This is a genomic window from Streptomyces sp. NPDC058295, assembly GCF_042880655.1.
Lineage (GTDB): Bacteria > Actinomycetota > Actinomycetes > Streptomycetales > Streptomycetaceae > Streptomyces > Streptomyces coriariae.
This window is the reverse complement of sequence record NZ_JBHVYO010000014.1, coordinates 67,898-91,358: the sequence shown is the minus strand read 5'-3', so window position 1 is coordinate 91,358 and position 23,461 is coordinate 67,898. Positions and strand designations below refer to the sequence as shown.

Here is a 23,461-nt window from a genome sequence, read left to right as displayed (position 1 = left end):
CCCGGACGCCCCGCAGCACATGCCCGTCCCTCAGCCCCGGACGCCCCGCAGCACATGCCCGTCCCTCAGCCCCGGACGCCCCGCAGCACCATGCCCACCGCGGCGTCCGTGATCGCCGAGGGATCCTCCGCGGCGCCGAGCTCGATCCGCCGCACCGCCGCGTCCACCACACCCTGCAACAGCATCGCCGCCAGCCGGGGCTCCGCGTGCCCCAGTTCGGCCAGCGCCGCCCCGATCATCGCCACGAGCCCGCCGTGCGCCGCCCGGATCTTCTCCCTGGCCCCCGCGTCCAGCTCGCTCGCCGAGATCGCCACGACGGCCCGGTGCCGCCGGTCACCCACCAGGGCCAGCTGCCGGCGCACATACGCCTCGACCTTGGCCTCGGCCCCGTCGGCCGCGGCCATCGCCGCCTCGACCTCCGCCGCCCACACCGGGAAGTCGACCTCGCACAGCTCCTCGACCACGGCGGCCCGCGACCGGAAGTACTCGTACACGGAGGAGCGCGCGAGTCCCGTGCGCTCGGCGAGGGCCGGGAAGGTCAGCGCCTCCGTCCCGCCCTCGGACAACAGGGAGCGTGCCGCGTCCAGCAGGGCGGCACGCTGCATCGACCGGTGCTCGGCCACGGAGGCCGCTCGAATCCTTGGCACGTCGACCACTCTACGGACGCTCCACGGCCGGCGGGAGTGACTCCGCCCGCGCTTTCCGTCATCCGGCCGGGCCGGTCCGGCCGGTTCAGCGGCCGAAGCTCGCCAGTTTCGCGCGCAACTGGAGGACCGACTTGGTGTGGATCTGACTGACCCTGCTCTCGGTCACGCCCAGCACGTTCCCGATCTCGGCGAGCGTCAGACCCTCGTAGTAGTAGAGCGTGACGACCGTCTTCTCCCGGTCGGGCAGCGTGTTGATCGCCCGCGCGAGGAACCGCCTGAGCTCCCGGTCCTCGGCCACCTCCACGGGGTTGTCCGCGGCGGTGTCCTCCAGCGTGTCCATGAAGCTGAGGCCGTCCCCGTCCTCACCCCCGACGTGCAGCAGCTCCTCCAGTGCCACCACGTTGGCCAGCGACAACTGACTGAACACGGCGTGCAGGTCGTCCACCGCGATGCCCAGCTCGGCGGCCACCTCGCACTCCGAGGGGGTCCGCCGCAGCCGCGCCTCCAGCGTCGCGTAGGCCCGCTCGACGTTACGCGCCTTCTGTCGCACCGACCGCGGGATCCAGTCCAGCGCCCGGAGCTCGTCGATCATCGCGCCCCGGATCCGGGTGATCGCGTAGGTCTCGAACTTGATCTCCCGTTCGATGTCGAACTTCTCGATCGCGTCGATCAGTCCGAAGACCCCGGAGGACACGAAGTCGGCCTGCTCCACATTGGGCGGCAGGCCGACGCTCACCCGGCCCGCCACGTACTTCACCAGCGGTGAGTAGTGCAGGATCAGCTGCTCCCGCAGCCGTTCGTCCCCCGTCGCCTTGTACGACCGCCACAGCTCGTCGAGTGTCGAGGGAGCGGGCGGCCGCACGCTGCCACCGTCACGGGCGGCTGGGGTGATCGCCGCCCGGTCGGACCCGGAGGTGTGCTGGGGCATTCGTCGCCTTGTGCCGTTCTGCCGTGAAGTGCGTGAGGTGGGTACCGCATGGTGCAGAGGTGCCGGTCTGTGCCGGAATCCTCGTGAGCGTAGCGTGACTGACGTGTCGCGGTGCGCGAAGAGCGAGCCCCGACCGGTACGCAGATACGTTCCGCTGGACGCACTCCAGGGTCACGGCGGTCACGGCTGCTGACCCCGGCGGTGGGTCAACTGCCGGAATCCCCAAGGCTTTCCGCGTTCCCCCGGACGGCCGAACACCCCGGGTCAACACGGACGTCGACCCCCTCGAACGGAGACCACCGCCTGGCGTGTCAACTTCCAGCCGTCGCCGTGTCGTTCGACGTAGCCGAGCGCTCTGAGTTCGTACAGCCTCGCGATCGCGTCGTCCGGTGTGGTCCGGGCCTCGCGGGCGACCTCGTCGACCGCCGCGGGTCTGCGGGCGGGCAGCGCGGCCAGGACCCGCCGGGCAGCCGGCTCCAGCAGATCGCGCGGCAGCGCGGGGCCCCGCCGGTCGGGAGCCAGCTCACCCATGTCACCGACCAGTTCGACGACCTCCGCGGCGTCGGTGACCAGCACGGCCTCGCCCCGCAGCAGTTCGTGCACACCGGCGGAGAGTCCACTCGTGGCCGGCCCCGGTACCCCTATCGTGTGCCGGCCCAACCGCTGGGCCGCCCGAGCCGTGACCAGCGAGCCGCTGCGGTAGGCGGCCTCGACGACGACCGTGCCCCGGGTGAGCGCGGCGATCACCCGGTTGCGCAGGATGAACCTGCTCGGCGTCGGATGGTCGCCGAGCGGCAACTCGCCGATCACCAGACCCTGTTCGGCGATCCTGTTGATCAACGCCGTGTGGCCGCGCGGGTAGGGCTGGTCGACCCCGCAGGCGAGGACGGCGACGGTGGCGCCGCCCGCGCCGAGGGCGCCCCGGTGGGCGGCGCCGTCCACCCCGTACGCGCCCCCCGACACCACCACCCAGCCCTGTTCGGCGAGGCCGGCGGAGAGGGTGGCCGCCATGTGGGCGCCGTACTCGGTGCACGCGCGGGCACCGACGACCGCGACCGACCGCAGCGCCCACATCCGCAGACTGGGCCGCCCCCGCACCCAGAGCCCCAGCGGCCGGGCGTCCCCGAGCTCGTCCAGCGTCCCCGGCCACTCGGCGTCTCCCGGGCACACGAACCGCACCCCGGCCTCCCGCGCGAGGGCCAGATCGCGTTCCGGCTCGGCCTGCCCGGCCCGCGCCCGCAGGCCGGCCCAGCGCCGCGCGGTCACCCCGGGCAACGGCTCCCCGTCGTCCCGCAGCCGGCGCACCACCTCCGGAACGCCCCGCTCCCGCACCCACTGCCCGCCCACCTCGTCGCCGGGCTCGAGGACCCGCCCGAGGAAGACCCGGGCGAGCCGGTCGCCCGCCGGTTCGCCGCCGCCGTTCACGTCAGGGCCTCGAGGGCCATCGGCACTCCCCGCGGCACCCCCGTGCGCAGCTGGAGGGCCAGGTTCACGTCCATCGCGCCGGGCCGGTCGTGGCCGACCAGGTCGGCGACGGTCCAGGCGACGCGCAGGACCCGGTCGAGCCCCCGGGCGGTCAGCACCCCTCGCTCCAGGCTGCGCTCCGCCTCGTCCATGGCACCGATCGCGGCATGCCAGCGGTTGCGCAGCTCCCGCCCCGGCACCTCGCTGTTGGTCCGCCACGGAGTGCCCGCCAGCCGGGCCGCCGCGCGTTCCCGGGCTGCCCTGACCCGGTCGGCGACGATCGCCGTGGACTCCCCGCCGGGACCGCGGTGCGCGAGCTGGGCGCGGCTGACCGGGTCGACCTCGACCCGCAGGTCCACCCGGTCGAGCAGCGGGCCGGAGAGCCGTGCCTGGTAGCGGCGGATCGCGGAGGGCGGGCACTCGCACAGGGTGTCCCGCTGCGAGAACCGGCCGCACGGGCAGGGGTTCGCCGCGAGCACCATCAGGAACCGCGCCGGGAACCGCACCACTCCGGCGCTGCGCGCGATCACCACGTGCCCGGCTTCCAGGGGCTGCCGCAGGGCGTCGAGGGCGTGGCTGCCGAACTCGGGTGTCTCGTCGAGGAAGAGCACTCCCCGGTGGGCCAGCGAGACGGCGCCGGGCCGGGCGAACCCGGCCCCGCCCCCGACCAGCGACTGCATCGTGGCCGAGTGGTGCGGGGCGCAGTACGGGGCCACGTCGATGAGGGGCTTGCCCGGCGGCAGCAGCCCTGCCACCGAGTGGACCGCGGTGACCTCCAGCGACTCCTGCCGGCTCAGCCGGGGCAGTACGGCCGGCAGGCGCTCCGCGAGCATGGTCTTGCCGGTCCCGGGCGGTCCTTCCAGGAAGAGGTGGTGTCCGCCCGCCGCGGCCACCTCCACCGCGGTCCGCGCCGAGCTCTGTCCGACGACGTCCGCGAGGTCGTGCTCCCGGTCCAGATGGGCGGCTCCCATGCTGTGCATCCCGGTGGCCGCTCCCGTGCCGGGCATCCGCAGGCCGGCCAGGAGCGGATCCGGGCGGCCCGCCTCGTCCGGTTCCTCGTCGGGGACCGGCTCGTCGGCGAGGATCGCGATCAGCTGCCGCAGGCTGCGCACCCCGAGCACGGACACGCCGGGGACCAGTGCCGCCTCGGCGGCGGCGCATTCCGGCACGACCACCTGTTCGTATCCGGCGTCGGCCGCGGCCAGCACGGCGGGCAGGATGCCCCGGACCGGGCGCACCCGTCCGTCGAGGCCGAGCTCGCCGATCATGACGATGTCGGCGAGCACCCGCGGGTCGATCCGTTCGGCCGCGCCGAGCACGGCGCTGGCGATAGCGAGATCAAAACCACTGCCGCCCTTGGGCACCGAGGCCGGGCTGAGTCCGACGGTGAGCTTCTTCTGCGGCCATTCGCCACCCGAGTTCACCACCGCCGCCCGTACCCGGTCCCGGCTCTCGGTCAGGCTCTTGTCCGGCAGCCCCACCAGCGTGAACGCCGCCACGCCCGGTTCGAGGTCGGCCTGCACCTCGACGACGACCCCTTCGACGCCCACCAGCGCCACCGAGCACGTACGCGCGAAGCCCATCTCAGGCCACCCCCCGCGCGTGCTCGACGACGGCCGCCCCGCGGCGGGGCAGGACGACGCCGACCAAGTCGACGCGGACGCCGCCCGGCGGGGCTCCCCCGTGCGCCTGGATCCACCGCTCGGCCAGGCCGCGCAGGCGCTCGGCCTTCTCCGGTGTCACCGACGCCATCGGGTGCTGGAATCCGCCGCCGCTGCGGGTCTTCACCTCGCAGACGACCAGGACGTCACCGTCCCTCGCGACGATGTCGATCTCACCGGTCCTGCCGCAGCGCCAGTTGCGCTCCAGGACCGTCATCCCGGCCTCGACCAGCCGCCGTGCGGCCAGTTCCTCGCCGTACCTGCCGAGTGCGCCTCGGGCCAGATCCGTGTGCGTGTTCACGTGGGCACCACCTCCGGCACCCACGTTCACGCATCCGCCGCCACGAAAAAGATCTTGGTGGACAACCCGGGGGCTGTGGAAAACCCCGTCACCCGCACGGGCGCTCCCGCACGGGAATCAGCTCCCGGGAAGCTCCAGATCGCTCTTGTTGAGCTCCTCGATGTTCACGTCCTTGAACGTGAGCACCCGCACCTGCTTCACGAACCGGGCCGGCCGGTACATGTCCCACACCCAGGCATCCGCCATCGACACCTCGAAGAACACCTCGCCCTGGACCGAGTGCACCTGCATCTCGTAGTCGTTGGTGAGATAGAACCGCCGCTCGGTCTCGATCACGTATTTGAACAGACCGACGACATCGCGGTACTCCCGGTAGAGCTTCAGCTCCATCTCGGTCTCGTACTTCTCGAGGTCCTCGGCGCTCATGGCATGTTCCCCTTCAGCCGTGCGATCTCCCCATTGTGCGCCAGTCCCGTGCGCCTCTAGACGATTTCCGTGTCCAGGGTTACGGGTCCGGCCGGAGGACCTTCGTCGAGCAGCCTGCGCAGCAGCTCGGCGAGTCTGGTCGGATACACCGTCTCATGGGCCCGCGTCAGTTCCTCACAGGTCCACCAACGTGCTCCGGCGACGCTGCGCCGCTCCAGCTCGGTCAGGGCCGTGGCCCGGGTCGCCGTCACCGTCGTACGGGCCAGGTAGTACCACTCGTCCTGGTCCCAGCGGCGGCCCGCGAACGGGAAGGAACACCTGCGCCGCCACAGCACCGGGCCGAGCTCGACCTCGGTGATGCCGGTTTCCTCGACGAGTTCCCGCAGGGCCGCCTCCTCACGGGTCTCGTCGCCCTCCACACCGCCGCCGGGGGTGAACCACCAGTTGTCGGCCGGGTCGTCCGGTTCATGTCCGTGCAGCAGCAGGATGCGGTCCCGTGGGTCGAGGAGGACGACCCGGGCCACCTTGCGCAGCCCGCCCTCGTACGAGTCGACGCCCGCGCCCGTCGGCCCGTCCGTGGTCTCAGCGGGCACCGGCCGCCTCCGGCCGGGCACGGCGGCCGGACGTCCGCTTGGCGATCGGGCCGTACGCCGCCCCACCGAGGACCAGCACACCACCGGCGACGATCAGCCAGCCGATGGTGCCCAGCGGGCCCGGCTGGGAGAGGGCGCCGAGCGTCTTGAAGCCCGTGGGACGCTCCAGCATGCCGTTCATGGGCCAGACCACGGCGTCGACACGGGCCGAGACGGCGCTGCGCGCGACCGTGCCCTGGGCCGCGTCCGTGAGGTGGGCGGTGGAGTCCAGGGAACCCTCCCGCTCGTCGCCGAGCAGGAAGAGCCGACCGTCCGGGACCTTCACGGTCGGGATGTTCTTGTTCTCGGCGAGGCTGCCCGCGGGCAGATACGGTTCCTCGATCTCCTTGCCGTTGACGGTCAGCTTGCCTTCGGTGCAGCAGGAGACCGTGTCGCCGCCGACCGCGACGACCCGCTTGACCACGGGCGCGTTGCTCGCCCAGGTCTTGTCGGTGAAGACGACGACGTCCCCGCGGCGCACCTCGTCGCCGTCGACGCGCTCGGCCAGCACCCGGTCGCCGGCGGCGATCGTCGGGCTCATGGAGCTGGTGGGCACGGTGTACGGCCGGTAGAGCAGAGCTCCCCACCCGAAGCCGCCGAGGAACAGCACGAGGCCCAGTGCGACGGCCAGTCCGGACAGACGCTGTCCGGTCCGGCTGCCCACCGGGCCACTGTTGGTGCCACCGCCACTGTGCGGGGCCGTACGCGTAGTGCTCTCGCCACCCATGGATCCGCACCCTACCCGGCGGTACCGAACCGGGTCAGCCCTTCTTCCCCGGTCTTCCCGAGCCTTGGTCACAAGCTTGGGAAAGGGTTTGCCGAGTGGCGGCCGCGCGGAAGCCGGAAGGTCAGCGGGCCGCGGAGTCCTCCGCGCGCCGACGACGCCACAGGACGACGGGGACGACGCCGACGAGGGCGAGGCCCTGCGGGGCGACCGTCAGAGCCGCGGATCCGGCGGACTGGGTGTTCAGGCCGTCCTGGTCGAAGGTGTCCGGCACCGGCAGCGTGCCCCAGCGGGTGAGCGGCCAGGCCTTGACGACGGCACGGCCGACGACCTGGTCGACGGGCACCATGCCGTGGTTCTTGTCCGACTGGTTGTAGCGCGAGTCGCGCGAGTTCTGACGGTGGTCACCCATGACCCAGATGAAGCCCTTGGGGACCTTCACGGTGAACTGGCCGCCCTGGTCGTCCTGGCTGCACGGGGTGTTGCCGGGGTACACGTACGACGCCTCGTTCAGCGCCTTGCCGTTGACCGTGAGCGGGCCCGTGCCCTTGCACGAGATGGTGTCGCCGCCGACCCCGATGACCCGCTTGATCAGGTCCTTCTCCTCGGCGGACGGCATCAGGCCGATCCAGCTGAGGACGGTCTGGAAGGCGTTCGGATCGGCCGTGGCCTCGCCCGCCAGCCAGTTGTCGGGGTCGTGGAAGACGACGACCTCGCCGCGCTCCGGCTCGGAACCGAACCACGGGGTCAGCTTGTCGACGAGGACCCGGTCGCCCTCCTTGAGGGTGTTCTCCATCGAGGCGGACGGGATGGAGAACGCCTGCACTAGGAACGTCTTGATCAGCAGCGCGAGGACGAGCGCGATACCGATCAGGATCGGCAGCTCCTTCCAGAAGGAGCGGGGCTTCTTCGGCTTCGGGGCCGGGCCGCCGGACCCCTCGCCACCGGTCCGGGGCGGCTCGTCCGTCGGCGGGCCGTCGCCGCCCGCCGCCGGGTCACTCCCGGAGGTCACGGCGCTGTCGGAAGCCGGGTCGGCGGCTCCCACGGGATGACCGCGGTGCTCCTCGCCGTCGTGCCCGGACCGTGCGCCAACCGCCACATCCCCCACGCCAACTCCTCACTCTGTGCCGCTGCCTGCCCCACGTACGACGCAGGCCCACCACTCCCATAACGAGCGGGAGTTCCGCAGGGCTCGGGAGTTGTCGAACCGATCCGTTCGGATCGCCGGGGGCAACCCTATGCGACAGCTGGGCGGACGCGGTCGCCGTGGCGGCCGAGGCGGTCACGGATGCGAAAGTTTGCGGTTCCTTGAGACGGACCCAGTGCCCCAGCGGCCAGGCGATGACCATGGCCCGCCCCACCACCTCGTCCTCCGAGACGGTGCCGCCGTAATCGGTGTTCTGGTGGGCCCGGGAGTCGGCGGAGTTGGCCCGGTGATCGCCCATCACCCACAGCCGCCCCTGGGGGACGGTGATGTCGAACGACGTGCTGGAGGGGTCGTTGCCGGGATACAGATACGCCCCCTCCTCCAGAGGCACGCCGTTGACGGTGACCCGCCCCTGCGTGTCACAGCACACGACGCGGTCGCCGCCCACCCCGACGACCCGCTTGATGAGGTCCTTCTCGTTGTCGGACGGCAGCAGACCGATGAAGGTGAGCCCTTCCTTGATCTGCTTGACGCCGACCGGGTCCTCCTTCTTGGTGGTGGTCTGCTCGTCGTTGAGCCAGCCGCCGGGATCCTTGAAGACGACGACGTCCCCGCGCTCGGGCTTGGAACCGAACCACGGGGTGAACTTGTCGACCAGGACACGGTCGCCGATCCGGATCGTCTGCTCCATGGAGCCGGACGGGATCACGAAGGCCTGCACCAGGAAGGTCTTCAGGACCAGGGCTATCAGGACGGCCACACCGACCAGCAGCGGTACCTCCCGGACGGCCGAGCGCCTGCGCTTGCGCTTGACCTTGCGCTGGAGCTTGCGCCGCTCCGCGCGCGTGCGACCGCCGCCCGCGCTGGAGGTGCGCCGGGCGCCGGTGGGCAGCAGGTTGTCCGCGGCGCTGGTCGGGATGTTGCGCGGCCTTCCACGGTTACCCATGGGCCCCCTCCGCGCCGGGCACGCGCGCGTAGGCGCTCGGGCGGGGCAGACGGGTGAGGTGCGCGTAGGGCCAGAGGATCCAGTCGGCACGGCCGATCACACGGCCGACGGGGATCATGCCGCCGCCCGGTGAACCGAGGTGGTCCCGGGAGTCGCGGGAGTGGCTGCGGTGGTCACCGAGGACGAAGAGGGTGCCCTCGGGCACGACCACGTCGAAGTCCACGGTGGACGCGCCGTCGCCGGGATACAGGAACGTCGACTCGTCGACCGACCGGCCGTTCACCTTGATCCTCCCCTCCTTGTCGCAGCAGACCACGTGATCTCCCCCTACACCCACGACGCGCTTGATGTAGTCGAAGTTCCCGAAGTACCCGGTGCCGTCGAACACGACGACATCGCCGCGCCGCGGCTCGGCACCGAAACGGTACGCCAACTTATTTACGAGAACGCGGTCGCCGATCCTCAATCCGTTTTCCATGGATCCGCTGGGAATCTGGAATGGTTGCGCCACGAAAGCGTTGAGGACCAGCAAAAACAGCAGGCAGATCAGCAGGGTCAGACTGATCCGGCCCCCCGGGAGCCACTCCGTGATCCGCCCCGCCAACGCGAAACGCGACCGTCCCTCCGGTCCTTCCGCCTCCGGGGTCTCCTGGGAGACGTCCGCGGGAACGGAAGGGTGGGAGGAGCGGTCGCGCTCCGTCGTCGGCTGAGCTTCGGTGTCCATCGGGGCCAGATGCTATCCGGCCGCTCTATGAACCCCTGAAAGCACTCAGTGGTCGCGCTTCTCCTTGATCTTCGCGGCCTTGCCGCGCAGCTCGCGCAGGTAGTAGAGCTTGGCGCGACGCACGTCACCGCGGGTGACGAGCTCGATCTTCTCGACGATCGGGGTGTGCACCGGGAAGGTGCGCTCGACGCCGACGGAGAAGGAGACCTTGCGGACCGTGAAGGTCTCGCGGACACCGGCGCCCTGGCGGCGGATGACTACGCCCTTGAACTGCTGCACACGGGAGCGGTTGCCCTCGATGACGCGGACGTGGACGTTGACGGTGTCACCCGGGCGGAAGGCCGGGACGTCGCTGCGCAGCGACGCGGCGTCGACTGAGTCGAGCAGGTGAGACATTTCGTCTGCTTTCTTCGCTGATGCCACAGGTCATCAACGGAACTAGATGTTCGAAGATTGAGTGCCGTGTGCCCGTCGAGGCGGGCGTCGTGTCCCCCTGCGGCAGGGGCGCACACCGGACGGCGCACAACAGCGACCTATTGTTCCACGCCGTCGGTCCTGCGCCAAAATCGACCGTACGGCGCACCCTCCGGGTCGGGCGTCCAACCCAGGATGGAGAGCATCTCGCGGTCCTTCTTGTCGAAGGTCTTCGGCTCGCAGCGCTCGATCAGGTCGGGCCGGTTGGCCGTCGTGCGCCGCAGGGCCTCGTCCCGGCGCCAGCGGGCGATCTTGCCGTGGTGGCCGCTGAGCAGCACCTCGGGGATCTCCCGGCCGCGCCAGGCGGGCGGCTTGGTGTAGACGGGGCCCTCCAGCAGGTTGGCCATGGCGCCGGGGGCGAAGGAGTCGTCGCGGTGGGACTCGGCGTTGCCGAGCACGCCGGGCAGCAGGCGTGCCACGGCCTCGGTGACGACCAGGACGGCGGCCTCCCCGCCGGCCAGGACGTAGTCGCCGATGGAGACCTCGTAGACGGGGATCCGGGTGGCGTACTCGTCGATGACCCGCCGGTCGATGCCCTCGTATCGGGCCGGGGTGAAGATCAGCCAGGGGCGCTCGGAGAGCTCGACCGCGAGTTCCTGGGTGAAGGGCCGGCCGCTGGGGGTCGGGACGACGATCGCGGGCGCGTGCGAGCCCCGCTCGTAGCCGTCGGCCAGGACGGTGTCGAGGGCGTCACCCCAGGGGTCGGTCTTCATGACCATGCCGGGTCCGCCGCCGTAGGGAGTGTCGTCGACCGTGTTGTGCCGGTCGTACGTCCACTCCCGCAGGTCGTGCACCTGTACGTCGAGCCGGCCACGCGCGCGTGCCTTGCCGACGAGGGAGACGTTCAGCGGGTCGAGGTACTCGGGGAAGATCGTGAGAACGTCGAGGCGCATTACGGCCGGTCCCCGTTCCCGTCCGCGTCCCCATCAGTGCCCGCGTCCGTGCCCGCGTCCTCGGCCTCGTCCCGCGCGGACGCGATCTCGGCCTGGTCGTCGATCAGACCGGGCGGCGGGTCGATGACGGCCCGCTGCTCCTCGAGGTCGATCTCGGTGACGATCGCCTCGACGAAGGGGATCATCACCTCGCTGCCGTCGGGCCGCTCGACGATGAAGAGGTCCTGGGAGGGCAGGTGCGAGATCTCGGTGATCCGGCCGACCTCGAGGCCGTCCTTGGTGACCACGTCCAGGTCCATCAGCTGGTGGTCGTAGTACTCGTCCTCCTCCTCGGGCAGCTCCTCGGGATCGATCTCGGCGATCAGGAGGGTGTTGCGCAGGGCTTCGGCGGCGGTGCGGTCCCGCACCCCTTCGAAGCGCAGGAGGAGACGACCGCTGTGGACGCGGCCGGTCTCGATGGTCAGCGGGCCGGTCGAGGCCGGGTCCGTGGCCAGGACGGCGCCGGGCGCGAGCCGCTGCTCCGGCTCGTCGGTGCGTACCTCGACGGTGACCTCGCCCTTGATGCCGTGGGCGCGGCCGATCCGCGCGACTACGAGCTGCACTTCTGAAGATCTCCTGTCGTACCTGTCGTACCTGTCATCACGACTGCCGTAACGACTACGGGCCGGGGACGGCCAGTGGCCCTCCCCGGCCCGAGCCGGTGCTGCGAAACGCGTCAGCGAACGTGATCCACGTCGACGAGGTCGACGCGGACGCCACGGCCGCCGATGGCGCCCACGACGGTGCGCAGAGCGCGTGCGGTGCGGCCGTTGCGGCCGATCACCTTGCCGAGGTCGTCGGGATGGACCCGGACCTCGAGCACCCGCCCGCGGCGCAGGTTGCGCGAGGCGACCTGCACATCGTCGGGGTTGTCGACGATGCCCTTCACGAGGTGCTCAAGCGCCTCTTCGAGCATGCTGCTCAGGCCTCGGTCGACTCGGACTCGGCGGCAGCCTCGTCCTTCTTCTCAGCCTTCTTCTTCTGGGTGATGGCCTCACCCTTGCCCGAGTCGTCGCCACCGAGGGCCTCGAACACGGGGCGAGCCTTCTTCGGCTCGGCGACGAGCAGCGGCGCCGGGGCGGGCTCGCCCTTGAACTTCTGCCAGTCGCCGGTCTTCTTCAGAATGGCGAGCACCGGCTCGGTCGGCTGCGCGCCGACACCCAGCCAGTACGCCACGCGGTCGGCGTCGACCTCGATGATCGACGGGTGGTACGTCGGCTGGTACTTGCCGATCTCCTCGATCGCACGACCGTCACGACGGGTGCGGGAGTCGGCGACGACGATGCGGTAGTGAGGCGCGCGGATCTTGCCCAGACGCTTCAGCTTGATCTTGACTGCCACGGAAGTGGTGTCTCCTGGTCTTGACGTGGTTGGGCACGGCGAGATGGCCGCGTGGGGTTGCGGTACCCGAGTGCCCGATGGACGCGTCAGCCGGAGGAGAGAGGGGTCCTATGCGACTGTCGAGTACAGCTGTCCATTGTGCCACACCGCGCGGGTGCCTTCCGGCCGCGGGTGGTTTCCGGGCATGCGGCAGAAACGCCCGGCGCTTGCGGGGCGCCGCCTTCGACGGCCCCCCGCATCACGCTGAACCGGCAGCCACGAGATGCCGGTGCATGACGGCTCGCGCCTAGGCCGCGCCCGCGATCTCCGGGATCCGGAACGGCTTGCCGCAACCCCCGCAAACGATCGGCGCCTGGGCCAGGACCGACGGTACGACCCGCACGTTGCGGCCGCAGTCGCACACGGCCTTGACCCGGACGCCGCCGCCGGAGGAGCCGTGCCGGGCCGCCGGACCGCGGAAGCTGCGGGTGGTGTCGGAGGAGGTGGCCGCCAGATGGGCCTTGAGGGCCCGCTGGAGGCGCTCGATCGTCGGGCGGTAGCGCCGCTTGGCCTCGGGGTTGAGCGTGACCAGGGAGAAGCCGCTGCTGGGGTGGGGCTCCTCGGGGTGGTCCAGACCCAGCTCCTCGGCGATCGCGAGGAATCTGCGGTTGTGGTAGCGGCCGGCGCGGGAGGTGTCGCGCACGCCGCGGGCGGCGGCGATGCCATGGACTGCCTCGTGAAGCAGTCGCTCGAAGGAGAGCTCGTGACCGCAGGCGGACGACGACTCCCCGATCAGGGACTCTGGCGCGGCAAGATCCGGCAGTTCGGGGTGGTACCGCTGAATGTCGGCCCACGCCTCTGCCAGCTCTGCGGCGAGAACAGGTGGTGTCTGTGTCGTGCTCACGTAATGACAACGAGCGGGGGTGCCCCTGTGTTCCGATTCCGGGCCATCCCAAATAATTTGCACGTACCCGTCAGTTGCCGCTGATGCGTCCTGACGAGGGCGGGTGCGCTGATCTGCGGAGAAGCCTCACAGCTCCTACCAAGGTGGTGCGTAGGCCCACGTACGACCCGGCGCGTAGACGATGTCCGCACGCCGGGGCAGGGATGTTCCGCAGGGGCGCAAGAGACGTTTCGGTCGCTCTCGCGAGCGGAGGGCGCCGTCTCAGTAAGCGCGCGCGACGATCGCGACGTTACCGGGGGCGTCCCCGTCGTCCGGCACCGACCCGTCCTCCGCGATCAGACAGCGTACGGTCAGCGACTGCTCGGCCAGCCTGGCCTCGCCTTCTTCGCCGAGGGTCGCCCACGGGACGCGCGCCCAGCCGCCGGCGGCGGCCGCCTCGGCCGCCTCCTCGATCGTCGAGACGTCGGTCGTGCGGGATTCGCGGCGCTCGCGGGACTGCTGCAGCAGCAGCGCCTGGTCCGCTTCGAGGACGGCGGGCAGCAGGGCCTCGAGCGCGTCGATCGCCACCGGCTCCTTGCCTCCCGGGATGCGCCGGGCCAGCATCACGGTGCCGTTCTCCAGGTCACGGGGTCCGATCTCGACGCGGACGGGCACGCCCTTGAGCTCCCAGTCGACAGCGCGCCGCCCGAAGGGGACGTCGGTGCGGTCGTCCACCCGGACGCGGAGCCCCGCCGCCCTCAGCCGGTCGCCCAGCTCGCGGACCTTGGCCAGAACCGCCTCGTCGCCCTTGATCGCGAGGACGACGACCTGGACATGCGCCAGCCGCGGCGGCACCCGCAGCCCGTCGTCGTCGCCGTGGGTCATCACCAGGGCGCCGATCATGCGGGTCGTCGAACCCCAGGAGGTCTGCCAGACCAGTTCCTGGGTGCCCTCCTTCGTCAGGTACCGGGTGTTGAAGGCCTTGGCGAAGTTCTGGCCCAGCTCATGGCTGGTGACCATCTGGAGGGCCTTGCCGTCGCCCATCATGCTCTCGAGGGTGAGGGTGTTGACGGCACCCGCGAAGCGCTCCTTGACCGTCTTGCGGCCGGAGACGAAGTCGATCGCGAGGACGTTCTCCAGGAAGTCGCCGTAGACCTCGCGCTGGATGCGCGCGGCGAAGTCGCGGGCCTCCTCGTACGTGGCGTGCGCGGTGTGCCCCTCCTGCCAGAGGAACTCGGAGGTCCGCAGGAAGAGGCGGGGCCGCAGCTCCCAACGGACCACGTTGGCCCACTGGTTGATCAGCAGGGGCAGATCGCGGTAGCTCTGCACCCACTTGGAGAAGTACTCGTTGACGATGGTCTCGGAGGTGGGCCGGACGACCGCCGGCTCCTCCAGCTCCTTGCCGCCCCCGTGCGTCACCACGGCCAACTCGGGCGCGAATCCCTCGACATGGTCCGCCTCGCGCGTGAGGTAGGACTGCGGGATCAGCAGCGGGAAGTACGCGTTCTCGGTGCCCGTCTCCTTGATGCGGGCGTCCATCTCCGCCTGCATCCGCTCCCACAGTCCGTAACCGTACGGTCGGATCACCATGGTGCCGCGCACCGGTCCGTTGTCGGCCAGTTCCGCCTTGTTGATCAGATCCTGGTACCAGCGGGGGAAGTCGTCCGCCCGCGGGGTGAGAACGGGAGCCTTTGCCATGGCGCGATGGTACGGCCCCAAGTTGCCGGAACGTGAATTCTCGCCACAGGCACAGCCGGCGCACAAGCGGGGGCCCGAGACCCCTGGACGCCGTCGCGTACGGGGAGTTACCTGGCATACGGGGGAAGTGCGGGCGCACTGCACGGGGGCCACCTGATCGGTTACTGCGGCAACTCTCGGCGGATTGGGGCGCTTATCCATGACACCTACGCTCGTGCGGCAGCACCTGCCACTCGCGGGGCCGACGCCCCGCGCTGACCCGGGTGCACGCGCGCGTGACTGGTCGGAGATCCAGGAGCGGATGCTGGTCCCGCTCTACGAGGCCGTCTACGAGCGACTGGACGTGGGGCCCGGCACCAGGCTCCTCGCCCTCGGCTGCGGCTCGGGGCTCGCCCTGCTGATGGCGGCCTCCAGGGGCGCGGCGGCCCTCACCGGCGTCGAACCGTCCGCACCCGAACGGCTGGCCCTCGCGCGCGAGCGGCTGCTGCCGAAGGAGCCCGGGGAGCGGGCCGCGGGTGCGCGCGGGGACGGTGACGGCATCCGCCTCACGGACCGGTTGCCCAAGCACACGGCCGGCCCGGGCACGCGCGCGTACGACCTGGTGACCGCGTTCGAGCCGATCGGGTGTCTCGCGGGCGACGCGGACGGGCTCGGCGGTCTGCTCGCGGCCACGACACCGCTCGCCGCGCGCGGGGCACCGGTGGTGCTCGTCGGCTGGGGTCCGCCGGAACGCTGCGCCACGTCCGCGGTGTTGCGGATCGCGACCAAGCTGGCCGAGCCGCTGCGCGGCAGCACGGTCCGGCTGCGCCCGGCGCTGCGCGACGACTTGGAGGAGGTCGCCGGGCGGGCGGGTCTGAGGCCGGACGGATCGGGGCGGGTGGCCTGCCCCTTCGGGTACGCCGACGTGGAGAGCGCCCTCAAGGGTTTGCTGTCCACCGGGCTGTTCGACGCGGCGGTCGCGGCGACGGACCAGGCGCAGGTCGACAAGGAACTGACCGAGGCGCTGCACCCGTACCGGCGCCCGGACGGGACGGTGTGGATGCCCAACGTGTTCCGGTACCTGATCGCGCGTACTCCCTGAAGCTCCCGCGTCCCCCGAGGACCACGTCTCCCCTTAGGCCTTCACCGGCCGCGTGACGCCGGTGCGCCGGTGCGCGTCCGTCTGCCCGCGCGCAGCCGCTTCCCCTCCGTACGCCGTGTGGGGCGCCCCTCCGCGAACGGAAGAGCGCCCCACACGGCGTACGGACGGGCCGGGTGGCTCGGTGCCGAGCCACCCGCGGCGGGCCGTCAGCCCATGAACTTCTTGAACTCGTCCGGCAGCTCGAAGTCCTGGGCGCCCTGCTGCGGCAGCCCGAGCGCGTTGCCGCCCTGGGCCTGGGCCTCGCGGCGCTGGGCCTCCTCCAGCTCCTGCTGCTTGCGCTTCATCGGGTTGCCGGAGCGCTGCTTGCCCTTGGCCTGCTTCGGCTGCTTCTTCTGCCGGCCGGCGCCGCCACCCATGCCCGGCATCCCCGGCATCCCGGGCATGCCGCCGCCCTGGGCCATCCGGGACATCATCTTGCGGGCCTCGAAGAACCGCTCGACCAGGCCCTTCACCGCGCTGACCTCGACGCCGGAGCCCTTGGCGATACGGGCGCGGCGCGAGCCGTTGATGATCGTCGGCTCGTGACGCTCGGCCGGGGTCATCGACTTGATGATCGCGGCCGTGCGGTCGACGTCACGCTCGTCGAGGTTGGCGATCTGGTCCTTGATCTGACCCATGCCGGGCAGCATGCCGAGCAGCTTGCTGATGCTGCCCATCTTCCTGACCTGCTCCATCTGGGCCAGGAAGTCGTCCAGGGTGAAGTCCTGGCCCTTCTTGGACGCCAGCTTGGAGGCCATTTTCTCGGCCTCTTCCTGACTGAACGTCTTCTCCGCCTGCTCGATCAGGGTGAGCAGGTCACCCATGTCGAGGATGCGGGAGGCCATCCGGTCAGGGTGGAAGGCGTCGAACTCGTCGAGCTTCTCGCCGTTCGACGCGAACATGATCGGCTTGCCGGTCACCGAGGCGATCGACAGGGCCGCGCCACCGCGGGCGTCGCCGTCGAGCTTCGACAGCACGACACCGTCGAAGCCGACGCCGTCACGGAAGGACTCGGCCGTGTTGACGGCGTCCTGACCGATCATCGCGTCGACGACGAAGAGGATCTCGTCGGGCGAGACGGCGTCGCGGATGTCCGCGGCCTGCCGCATCAGCTCGGCGTCGATGCCGAGGCGGCCGGCGGTGTCCACGATCACGATGTCGTGGACCTTGGTCTTCGCGAACTCGATCGAGTCCTTGGCGACCTGGACCGGGTCGCCCACCCCGTTACCGGGCTGCGGGGCGTACACGGCCACGCCGGCGCGCTCGGCGACGACGCTGAGCTGGTTGACGGCGTTGGGGCGCTGGAGGTCACAGGCGACGAGCAGCGGCGAGTGGCCCTGCTCCTTCAGCCAGCGGCCGAGCTTGCCGGCGAGGGTGGTCTTACCGGCACCCTGGAGACCGGCGAGCATGATCACGGTCGGCGGCTGCTTGGCGAACCGCAGCCGCCGGGTCTCGCCACCGAGGATCGTGACGAGTTCCTCGTTGACGATCTTCAGGACCTGCTGGGCGGGGTTCAGCGCCCTGGAGACATCGGCGCCGAGCGCGCGTTCCTTGACGTTCTTGATGAACGTGCGGACGACCGGCAGGGCCACGTCCGCTTCGAGGAGTGCGATGCGGATCTCGCGCGCCGTGGCGTCGATGTCCGCTTCGCTCAAGCGCCCCTTGCCGCGCAAGTTCTTGAAGGTCGCTGAAAGGCGATCGGAAAGAGTATCGAACACGGCGGCGTCGGTCCTCGGAGTCGGGGGCAGTCTGAGCGTCTTCCAGGGTATCCGGCCGCGCAAGACATTCGTCCCCGCCTGCTGCAATCAGCGGGCGGGGACGCGTGCCACGCGGCACACGGTCACGCGCGCAGTGTCTCCTCCAGCTTGCGGGTCACCGAGGCGGCCTCGTCGCCGGGCAGCGGCGCGCCCTCCGCGCCGGTGACGTAGAAGGCGTCCACGGCGTTCGCGCCGAGGGTCGAGACGTGCATGCTGCGGACCCGCAGTCCCTCGTCCTCCAGGGCCCGGCCGATCCGGAACAGCAGCCCCGGCGCGTCCTGCGCGCGTACCTCGATGACCGTCGCGTGCCGGGAGGCCGCCGGGGCCACCGTCACCCGCGGCGGAGGCGCGACGACGCCCCGCCGACGGGGGTAGGCGGCGTCCCGTTCGGCGAGCCGTCCGGCGATGTCCAGCGAGCCGTCCAGGGCGCGTACCAGGTCGGCGCGCAGCCGGGCTGCCTGGGGCAGGGAGCCGTACTCGGCGGCGACCCGCCAGTTCAGCAGCAGGACGGAGCCCTCGACCCCGGTCGGCAGGTCCAGGGCGCGCAGCTCGGCGGTGCGGACGGTCAGCCGGTGCATGGCGAGGACGCCGGCCACGGCGGGCAGCACGCCCTCCTGGTCGGGAACGGCGATGAGCAGTTCCACACCGAGCGGCTCGGGGTCGTCCGCCGGCCGGTCCTCCGCGGCGGGGGGCTCGGTCTGGGCGCGCAGGGCCAGCACCGGGCCGCTGGTGGCGACCGCCTCGATGGCGAGCCGTTCCTGCTCGGCGGTGGGCGCGGCGGCGTCGGGCTCGTCCGGCTCGTCCCCGGCGAGCACCGCGGCCACCCGCTTGACCAGGTCCGCCACGAGCGAACCTCGCCAGGACGACCAGGCGGCGGGGCCGGTGGCCAGCGCGTCCGCCTCGGTGAGCGCGTGCAGCAGCTCCAGGGTGCTCGGCGAGCCGACCGCCTCGGCGACCGAGCGGACCGTGGCCGGATCCTCCAGGTCGCGCCGGGTGGCCGTCTCGATCAGCAGCAGGTGATGCCGTACGAGCGTGGAGAGGACGGCGACCTCGGCGCGGTCGAAGCCGATCCGGGCGGCGACGTCCTTGGCGATGATCTCGCCCGCGACCGAGTGGTCGCCGGGCCAGCCCTTGCCGATGTCGTGCAGCAGCGCGGAGACGAGGAGAAGGTCGGGGCGGCTGACCCGGCGGGTGAACTCGGAGGCGCGGACGGCGGTCTCGATGAGGTGCCGGTCGACGGTCCAGATGTGCACGGCGTTGCGCTGCGGGCGGCAGCGCACCCGCTCCCAGTCGGGCAGCAACCGTGTGATCAGGCCCTCGGCCTCCAGCGCCTCCCAGACCTCGATGGTGGGCTGGCCCGAGCCGAGCAGGGTCACGAGCTGCTCACGGGCTTCTGCGGGCCAGGGCGTGGGCAGCGGGCGCACGGTGGCGGCGAGGCGTCGTACGGCGTGCAGGGAGAGCGGGAGACCGGCCTGCGCGGCGGCGGCCGCGGCACGCAGCGGGAGCACGGGGTCGCGTTCGGGGCGGGCGGCACGGGCGAGCACCACCTCGCCGTCCTGCTCGACCACTCCTTCGGCGAGCGGCGAGCGCTCGGCCACGGGCTTGCCGCCACCGAGCATGGCGCGCAGCCGCGGCCGCACGGCGCGCGACCTCAGCACGCGCCCCACTTCGCGCCAGGTGACATCACTCGCGTACGAAATGACGCGGGCCGCCTCGTACACCTGCCGCAGCAGCGTGTCGGCGTCCAGCAGGCCCAGCTCGGCGGCCACCTGGTCCTGTTCCTGGAGGGCCAGGCGGTCGGTGGCGCGGCCGGTGGCCAGGTGCAGGGCGTCCCGCACGTCGAGGAGCCGGCGCCGGGCGTCGTCGAGGCCCTCGCGGGGCGCGTCGGCCAGCCAGGAGGCGGCGACGGCCCGCAGCGCGGTGGCGTCCCTCAGCCCGCCCCGCGCCTCCTTCAGGTCCGGCTCCAGCAGGTACTGGAGCTCGCCCTGGCGTTCGGCGCGCTCGACGCAGAGTTCCTGGAGCTCGGGGAGGCGCTTGGGCGCCTGGTTGCGCCAGTCGGCGAGGACGGCCGTACGCAGTCCCGCCGTGAGACCGGGGTCGCCGACGAGGTGGCGGGCGTCGAGGAGGCCGAGCTGGACCTTGAGGTCCTCCCCGGCGGTCTTGCGGGCCTCGGCCGGGGTGCGGACGGAGTGGTCGAGCGCGAGGCCCAGGTCCCACACGGGGTACCAGAGCCGGTCGGCGAGGGCGGCGACCGCCTTGGCGTCGGCGCCGTCGTGCAGCAGGAGGAGGTCGAGGTCGCTGCGCGGGGACAGCTCGCCCCGGCCGTAGCCGCCGACGGCGACCAGGGACACGCCCTTCAGGTCCTCGGTTCCGGCCGTGAAGAGCCCCGACAGCCAGTCGTCGGTCAGTTCCGCGAGGGCGGAACGGCGCGACGGCCCGGACCGCGCCCCCTCGGTGAGGAGGCGCAGCCGGGCCGCCGCGTAGCCGCTGGGTCCCGAGTCCTCTGCATCCTTGCGCACGTCCGTACTCGTCACCCAGCGACTCCTGTTCTGTTCTGCCGTCAGAGCGCGTCCGGGCCGCGCTCGCCGGTGCGGACCCGTACGGCCGTCTCGACCGGAAGGGACCAGACCTTGCCGTCACCGATCTTGCCGGTACGGGCCGCCTTGACGATGACGTCGATCAGCTGTTCGGCGTCGTCGTCCTCGGCCAGCACCTCGATGCGGATCTTGGGAACCAGGTCGACCGTGTACTCGGCGCCACGGTAGACCTCGGTGTGTCCCCGCTGACGACCGTAACCGCTGGCCTCGGTGACCGTCAGACCGTGGACGCCGAAGGCCTGAAGGGCTTCCTTGATCTCGTCGAGCCGGTGAGGCTTCACGACGGCGGTGATGAGCTTCATGCGTCCACCTTCTTGCTCGCGTCGGTGACCGCGGTCGGGGGGAGGGCGGTCGTGCGGACGCCGCCACCGGCCCCGCTGAAGTCGTATGCGGTCTCGGCGTGCTCGGCCTGGTCGATGCCGGCCACCTCGTCGTCCTCGGAGACCCGCATGCCGATGGTCTTGTCGAGGAGGAAGGCGAGGATCGCGGAGACCACCAGCGAGTAGGCGAGGACCGCGAAGACGCCGGCGCACTGCTTCCACAGCTGGTCGAAGGAGTGGTTGCCGTAGAAGACACCGGTCGCCGTGGACTGGCCCTTGCCGCTGGCGAAGAAGCCGATCAGCAGGGAGCCGACGACACCGCCTACCAGGTGGACGCCGACGACGTCGAGCGAGTCGTCGTAACCGAACTTGTACTTCAGGCCGACGGCCATGGCGCACAGCAGACCGGCGATGGCGCCGACGGCGATCGCGCCGAGCGGGGTGACCGCACCACCCGAGGGGGTGATGGCGACCAGACCGGCGACCGCACCGGAGGCGGCGCCCAGCGTGGTGAACGCGCCGTGCCGGATCTTCTCGTAGACGAGCCAGGCGAGCATGGCGGCGGCGGTGGCGACCTGCGTGTTGACGAACATCAGCGCGCCGACGCCGTCGTCGTTGCCGAGCCACGAGCCGGCGTTGAAGCCGAACCAGCCGAACCACAGCAGACCGGCGCCGAGCATGACCAGCGGCAGGCTGTGCGGGCGCATCGGGTCCTTCTTGAACCCGACGCGCTTACCGATGACGAGGATCACGCCGAGGGCCGCGGCACCGGCGTTGATGTGCACCGCCGTACCACCGGCGAAGTCGATGACACCCAGCTCGAAGGCCCAGCCGCCGGCGCCCCAGACCCAGTGCGCGACCGGGAAGTAGACGACCGTGGCCCACAGGGCGACGAACAGCGCCCACGCGGAGAACTTGACGCGGTCGGCCAACGCACCGCTTATCAGCGCGGGCGTGATGATCGCGAACATCATCTGGAAGACCATGAACACGAAGATCGGGATGGTGTAGCCGTCCCACAGCTCCGTCAGGCCGATGTTGCTGAGGCCCACCCAGTCGGAGTTCCAGCCGATGAGGCTGCCGGAGTCGGTACCGAAAGCGAGGGAGAAGCCGTACAACACCCACAGGATGGTGACGATCCCGATGCTGATGAAGCTCATCATCAACATGTTGAGCGTGCTCTTGACGCGGACCATGCCTCCGTAGAAGAAGGCGAGGCCCGGGGTCATGATCAGTACCAGGGCGGAACAGATGAGCATGAAGCCTGTGTTCGCGGACGACAGCGTGGGTGCGTCCGCCGCAAGCGTGATGGCGGCCTGTGCCATCGGCGTCTCCTCGTCGTAGGTACGGCCCCGTGCGGGCGAAGCCAGAGCGGGTCGTGAGGGGTGGGCCGGTTATGCGCCATGAGATTCGCGCAGCGCGGTTTCGGTGGACGCCCCTCGTTGTTTCGCCGCTGTGACGAAGGCGCCTCGTGCGTTACGCCTCGATGAACTGGCTGATGTTCGCCGAGTGGATCGTTATCGTGGCGCAACCTTCGGAGAACGCAACAAACCGGCCGCGGGCGGCCTTCCGAATGACCTGGCTGGGGGAGCCGAGTCGGGCAGTTCGGGAGGGCCGGCCGCGGCCGGAGTTCCGGGGTCCTGCTTGGTCCTGCTCTGTGGATCAGCCGGATCAGACCGCTTCGGCCGTCTCCGGCAGCTCGATGGTGAGGCGCTCGGTCAGGTCCACGACCTCGGAGAGATCCCCGAAATCGCGTACGGCGCTGTCGACGGTCTTTCGGATACGAGTGTTGACGCGCTCGGAGCGCACCTTCTTGGCCTCCTTCATGGCCTGGGTGGCGAGGGTGGCGCTCTGCGCGGGCTCGCGCTGGAGGAGGTGCACCGTGGCCATGCCGATCAGGTTCAGCACATAGGACCGCTGGTGGTCGTGGTCGCCCGCGAACAGCTGCACGGCCTTGCGCATCAGGGGTTCGGCCAGCGAGGCGTAGGTGGGGCTGCGGCCGGCGACATAGGCGAGGTCGCGGAACGAGTGGCTGTTCTCGCCGTAGAGCTCGGCCTCGGAGAAGAAGCGGATCCAGTCGGGGTCCGGCTCGTCCCACTCGTCCGATTCGGCGAAGGTGTCCTCGGCCATCCGCACCGCCCGCTTGCACCGGCCGGGCTGCCCCATGTTGGCATAGGCGCGGGCCTCCATCGCATACAGCATGGACTGGGTGCGCGGGCTCGCGCAGTCCCGGCTGCCGTACTGCGCGAGGTGGATCAGTTCCAGGGCGTCCTCGGGCCGGCCGAGGTGGATCATCTGGCGGCTCATGCTGGACAGCACGTAGCTGCCGAGCGGCCGGTCGCCGGCCTCCTTCGCCGCGTGCAGGGCGAGCACGAAGTACTTCTGCGCGGTGGGCTGGAGCCCCACGTCGTAGCTCATCCAGCCCGCGAGCTCCGCCAGTTCGGCGGCGACCTTGAAGAGCCTCCTCGCGGTGGACTCGGGCTGCGGCTCCTGGAGGAGGTCCGTCACCTCGTGCAGCTGCCCGACGACGGCCTTGCGGCGCAGCCCGCCGCCGCACTGGGCGTCCCACTGCCGGAACATCACGGTGGTGGACTCCAGCAGGTCCAGCTCGGGCCGGGAGAGCCGGCCGCGGGCCCGGCTGGTCGGGACCGAGTCCGGTTCCTCGATCGGGGCGGGCGGCGAGGGGACGAGCCAGCGCTGCATGGGCTCGATGAGGGACGGGCCCGCGCACAGGGCGAGCGAGGTCCCGAGGAAGCCGCG

At 71.1% G+C, this 23,461-nt stretch carries 24 protein-coding genes; 1 reads left to right on the top strand and 23 read right to left on the bottom strand.

The annotated features are described in order from the left end of the window. Nucleotides 1-65 precede the first annotated feature (65 nt). The 18 genes from ACFVYS_RS17325 to proS all read right to left on the bottom strand — a co-directional run bounded on the left by ACFVYS_RS17325 (nucleotide 66) and on the right by proS (nucleotide 14,907). Nucleotides 66-623 (bottom strand): TetR/AcrR family transcriptional regulator, encoded by a 558-nt coding sequence (locus ACFVYS_RS17325; RefSeq protein WP_171402260.1) that lies wholly within the window; start codon nucleotides 621-623, stop codon nucleotides 66-68. Nucleotides 624-732: 109 nt separating this feature from the next. Next, nucleotides 733-1,575, bottom strand: a complete 843-nt coding sequence (gene whiG, locus ACFVYS_RS17320) for an RNA polymerase sigma factor WhiG (protein WP_355705158.1) — start codon at nucleotides 1,573-1,575, stop codon at nucleotides 733-735. A gap of 264 nt (nucleotides 1,576-1,839) precedes the next feature. Then, nucleotides 1,840-3,000: a DNA-processing protein DprA gene (dprA, locus tag ACFVYS_RS17315; RefSeq protein WP_389502839.1), complete on the bottom strand. Its 1,161-nt coding sequence runs from the start codon at nucleotides 2,998-3,000 to the stop codon at nucleotides 1,840-1,842. Next, nucleotides 2,997-4,622, bottom strand: coding sequence for a YifB family Mg chelatase-like AAA ATPase (locus tag ACFVYS_RS17310; RefSeq protein ID WP_389502838.1), 1,626 nt, complete (start codon nucleotides 4,620-4,622; stop codon nucleotides 2,997-2,999). Before ACFVYS_RS17310 ends, dprA begins: the two co-directional genes overlap by 4 nt. 1 nt (nucleotide 4,623) lies before the next feature. Then, nucleotides 4,624-5,031, bottom strand: coding sequence for a YraN family protein (locus ACFVYS_RS17305; protein WP_389502836.1), 408 nt, complete (start codon nucleotides 5,029-5,031; stop codon nucleotides 4,624-4,626). Between the two features lie 87 nt (nucleotides 5,032-5,118). Beyond that, entirely contained in the window at nucleotides 5,119-5,427 is a 309-nt protein-coding gene (locus ACFVYS_RS17300; protein ID WP_005311352.1) for a DUF2469 domain-containing protein, read from the bottom strand. A 56-nt stretch (nucleotides 5,428-5,483) separates the two neighbouring features. Next, nucleotides 5,484-6,020 carry an NUDIX hydrolase gene (locus ACFVYS_RS17295; protein WP_389502834.1) on the bottom strand — a complete coding sequence of 179 codons (537 nt, stop codon included), beginning with the start codon at nucleotides 6,018-6,020 and terminating at the stop codon, nucleotides 5,484-5,486. Beyond that, nucleotides 6,010-6,786, bottom strand: a complete 777-nt coding sequence (lepB, locus tag ACFVYS_RS17290; RefSeq protein WP_389502832.1) for a signal peptidase I — start codon at nucleotides 6,784-6,786, stop codon at nucleotides 6,010-6,012. The genes ACFVYS_RS17295 and lepB (ACFVYS_RS17290) overlap by 11 nt, the downstream gene beginning before the upstream one ends. Nucleotides 6,787-6,907: 121 nt before the next feature. Further along, nucleotides 6,908-7,891 (bottom strand): signal peptidase I, encoded by a 984-nt coding sequence (lepB, locus tag ACFVYS_RS17285; protein ID WP_389502830.1) that lies wholly within the window; start codon nucleotides 7,889-7,891, stop codon nucleotides 6,908-6,910. Further along, nucleotides 7,779-8,876 (bottom strand): signal peptidase I, encoded by a 1,098-nt coding sequence (lepB, locus tag ACFVYS_RS17280; protein ID WP_389502828.1) that lies wholly within the window; start codon nucleotides 8,874-8,876, stop codon nucleotides 7,779-7,781. Before lepB (ACFVYS_RS17280) ends, lepB (ACFVYS_RS17285) begins: the two co-directional genes overlap by 113 nt. After that, on the bottom strand, nucleotides 8,869-9,600 hold the full coding sequence (gene lepB / locus ACFVYS_RS17275) for a signal peptidase I (protein ID WP_389502826.1): 732 nt from the start codon (nucleotides 9,598-9,600) through the stop codon (nucleotides 8,869-8,871). Before lepB (ACFVYS_RS17275) ends, lepB (ACFVYS_RS17280) begins: the two co-directional genes overlap by 8 nt. A 45-nt stretch (nucleotides 9,601-9,645) precedes the next feature. Then, nucleotides 9,646-9,996 (bottom strand): 50S ribosomal protein L19, encoded by a 351-nt coding sequence (gene rplS / locus ACFVYS_RS17270; RefSeq protein WP_389502824.1) that lies wholly within the window; start codon nucleotides 9,994-9,996, stop codon nucleotides 9,646-9,648. 137 nt (nucleotides 9,997-10,133) lie between these two features. Then, nucleotides 10,134-10,967, bottom strand: a complete 834-nt coding sequence (gene trmD, locus ACFVYS_RS17265; RefSeq protein ID WP_054239728.1) for a tRNA (guanosine(37)-N1)-methyltransferase TrmD — start codon at nucleotides 10,965-10,967, stop codon at nucleotides 10,134-10,136. Beyond that, the gene (gene rimM / locus ACFVYS_RS17260) at nucleotides 10,967-11,569 is read right to left on the bottom strand and encodes a ribosome maturation factor RimM (protein ID WP_389502822.1); all 603 of its coding nucleotides are present in this window, start codon (nucleotides 11,567-11,569) and stop codon (nucleotides 10,967-10,969) included. Before rimM ends, trmD begins: the two co-directional genes overlap by 1 nt. A gap of 113 nt (nucleotides 11,570-11,682) precedes the next feature. Beyond that, entirely contained in the window at nucleotides 11,683-11,922 is a 240-nt protein-coding gene (locus tag ACFVYS_RS17255; RefSeq protein WP_003973401.1) for an RNA-binding protein, read from the bottom strand. Between the two features lie 5 nt (nucleotides 11,923-11,927). After that, complete coding sequence (gene rpsP, locus ACFVYS_RS17250; RefSeq protein WP_054239730.1) at nucleotides 11,928-12,347, bottom strand: 30S ribosomal protein S16; 420 nt, start codon at nucleotides 12,345-12,347, stop codon at nucleotides 11,928-11,930. Nucleotides 12,348-12,633: 286 nt separating this feature from the next. Next, nucleotides 12,634-13,230 (bottom strand): hypothetical protein, encoded by a 597-nt coding sequence (locus tag ACFVYS_RS17245; RefSeq protein ID WP_028806665.1) that lies wholly within the window; start codon nucleotides 13,228-13,230, stop codon nucleotides 12,634-12,636. 261 nt (nucleotides 13,231-13,491) lie between these two features. Further along, nucleotides 13,492-14,907 carry a proline--tRNA ligase gene (gene proS / locus ACFVYS_RS17240; RefSeq protein ID WP_389502820.1) on the bottom strand — a complete coding sequence of 472 codons (1,416 nt, stop codon included), beginning with the start codon at nucleotides 14,905-14,907 and terminating at the stop codon, nucleotides 13,492-13,494. A 199-nt stretch (nucleotides 14,908-15,106) separates the two neighbouring features. Here proS and ACFVYS_RS17235 point away from each other — a divergent pair, with 199 nt between their 5' ends. After that, on the top strand, nucleotides 15,107-15,988 hold the full coding sequence (locus ACFVYS_RS17235) for a class I SAM-dependent methyltransferase (RefSeq protein WP_389502818.1): 882 nt from the start codon (nucleotides 15,107-15,109) through the stop codon (nucleotides 15,986-15,988). A gap of 206 nt (nucleotides 15,989-16,194) precedes the next feature. On the opposite strand, the gene ffh is transcribed toward ACFVYS_RS17235, so the two are convergent. The 5 genes from ffh to ACFVYS_RS17210 form a co-directional block, all read right to left on the bottom strand. Next, nucleotides 16,195-17,745, bottom strand: a complete 1,551-nt coding sequence (gene ffh / locus ACFVYS_RS17230; RefSeq protein ID WP_389502816.1) for a signal recognition particle protein — start codon at nucleotides 17,743-17,745, stop codon at nucleotides 16,195-16,197. A 122-nt stretch (nucleotides 17,746-17,867) separates the two neighbouring features. Then, nucleotides 17,868-20,318, bottom strand: coding sequence for a [protein-PII] uridylyltransferase (locus tag ACFVYS_RS17225; protein WP_389502814.1), 2,451 nt, complete (start codon nucleotides 20,316-20,318; stop codon nucleotides 17,868-17,870). A 26-nt stretch (nucleotides 20,319-20,344) separates the two neighbouring features. After that, nucleotides 20,345-20,683 (bottom strand): P-II family nitrogen regulator, encoded by a 339-nt coding sequence (locus ACFVYS_RS17220; RefSeq protein WP_003997576.1) that lies wholly within the window; start codon nucleotides 20,681-20,683, stop codon nucleotides 20,345-20,347. Then, complete coding sequence (locus tag ACFVYS_RS17215; protein ID WP_389502812.1) at nucleotides 20,680-22,026, bottom strand: ammonium transporter; 1,347 nt, start codon at nucleotides 22,024-22,026, stop codon at nucleotides 20,680-20,682. Before ACFVYS_RS17215 ends, ACFVYS_RS17220 begins: the two co-directional genes overlap by 4 nt. Before the next feature lie 346 nt (nucleotides 22,027-22,372). Then, nucleotides 22,373-23,461 (bottom strand): hypothetical protein (locus ACFVYS_RS17210; protein ID WP_389502810.1); only part of this gene is annotated, 1,089 nt, incomplete at its 5' end.

What these genes read in the sequence shown, in the direction of transcription:
- whiG (WP_355705158.1), bottom strand. Translation starts at nt 1,575, where the DNA reads ATGCCCCAGCACACCTCCGGGTCCGACCGGGCGGCGATCACCCCAGCC.
- ACFVYS_RS17310 (WP_389502838.1), bottom strand. Translation starts at nt 4,622, where the DNA reads ATGGGCTTCGCGCGTACGTGCTCGGTGGCGCTGGTGGGCGTCGAAGGG.
- ACFVYS_RS17300 (WP_005311352.1), bottom strand. Translation starts at nt 5,427, where the DNA reads ATGAGCGCCGAGGACCTCGAGAAGTACGAGACCGAGATGGAGCTGAAG.
- lepB (WP_389502832.1), bottom strand. Translation starts at nt 6,786, where the DNA reads ATGGGTGGCGAGAGCACTACGCGTACGGCCCCGCACAGTGGCGGTGGC.
- lepB (WP_389502828.1), bottom strand. Translation starts at nt 8,876, where the DNA reads ATGGGTAACCGTGGAAGGCCGCGCAACATCCCGACCAGCGCCGCGGAC.
- lepB (WP_389502826.1), bottom strand. Translation starts at nt 9,600, where the DNA reads ATGGACACCGAAGCTCAGCCGACGACGGAGCGCGACCGCTCCTCCCAC.
- rplS (WP_389502824.1), bottom strand. Translation starts at nt 9,996, where the DNA reads ATGTCTCACCTGCTCGACTCAGTCGACGCCGCGTCGCTGCGCAGCGAC.
- trmD (WP_054239728.1), bottom strand. Translation starts at nt 10,967, where the DNA reads ATGCGCCTCGACGTTCTCACGATCTTCCCCGAGTACCTCGACCCGCTG.
- ACFVYS_RS17255 (WP_003973401.1), bottom strand. Translation starts at nt 11,922, where the DNA reads ATGCTCGAAGAGGCGCTTGAGCACCTCGTGAAGGGCATCGTCGACAAC.
- proS (WP_389502820.1), bottom strand. Translation starts at nt 14,907, where the DNA reads ATGGCAAAGGCTCCCGTTCTCACCCCGCGGGCGGACGACTTCCCCCGC.
- ACFVYS_RS17235 (WP_389502818.1), top strand. Translation starts at nt 15,107, where the DNA reads ATGACACCTACGCTCGTGCGGCAGCACCTGCCACTCGCGGGGCCGACG.
- ACFVYS_RS17220 (WP_003997576.1), bottom strand. Translation starts at nt 20,683, where the DNA reads ATGAAGCTCATCACCGCCGTCGTGAAGCCTCACCGGCTCGACGAGATC.
- ACFVYS_RS17215 (WP_389502812.1), bottom strand. Translation starts at nt 22,026, where the DNA reads ATGGCACAGGCCGCCATCACGCTTGCGGCGGACGCACCCACGCTGTCG.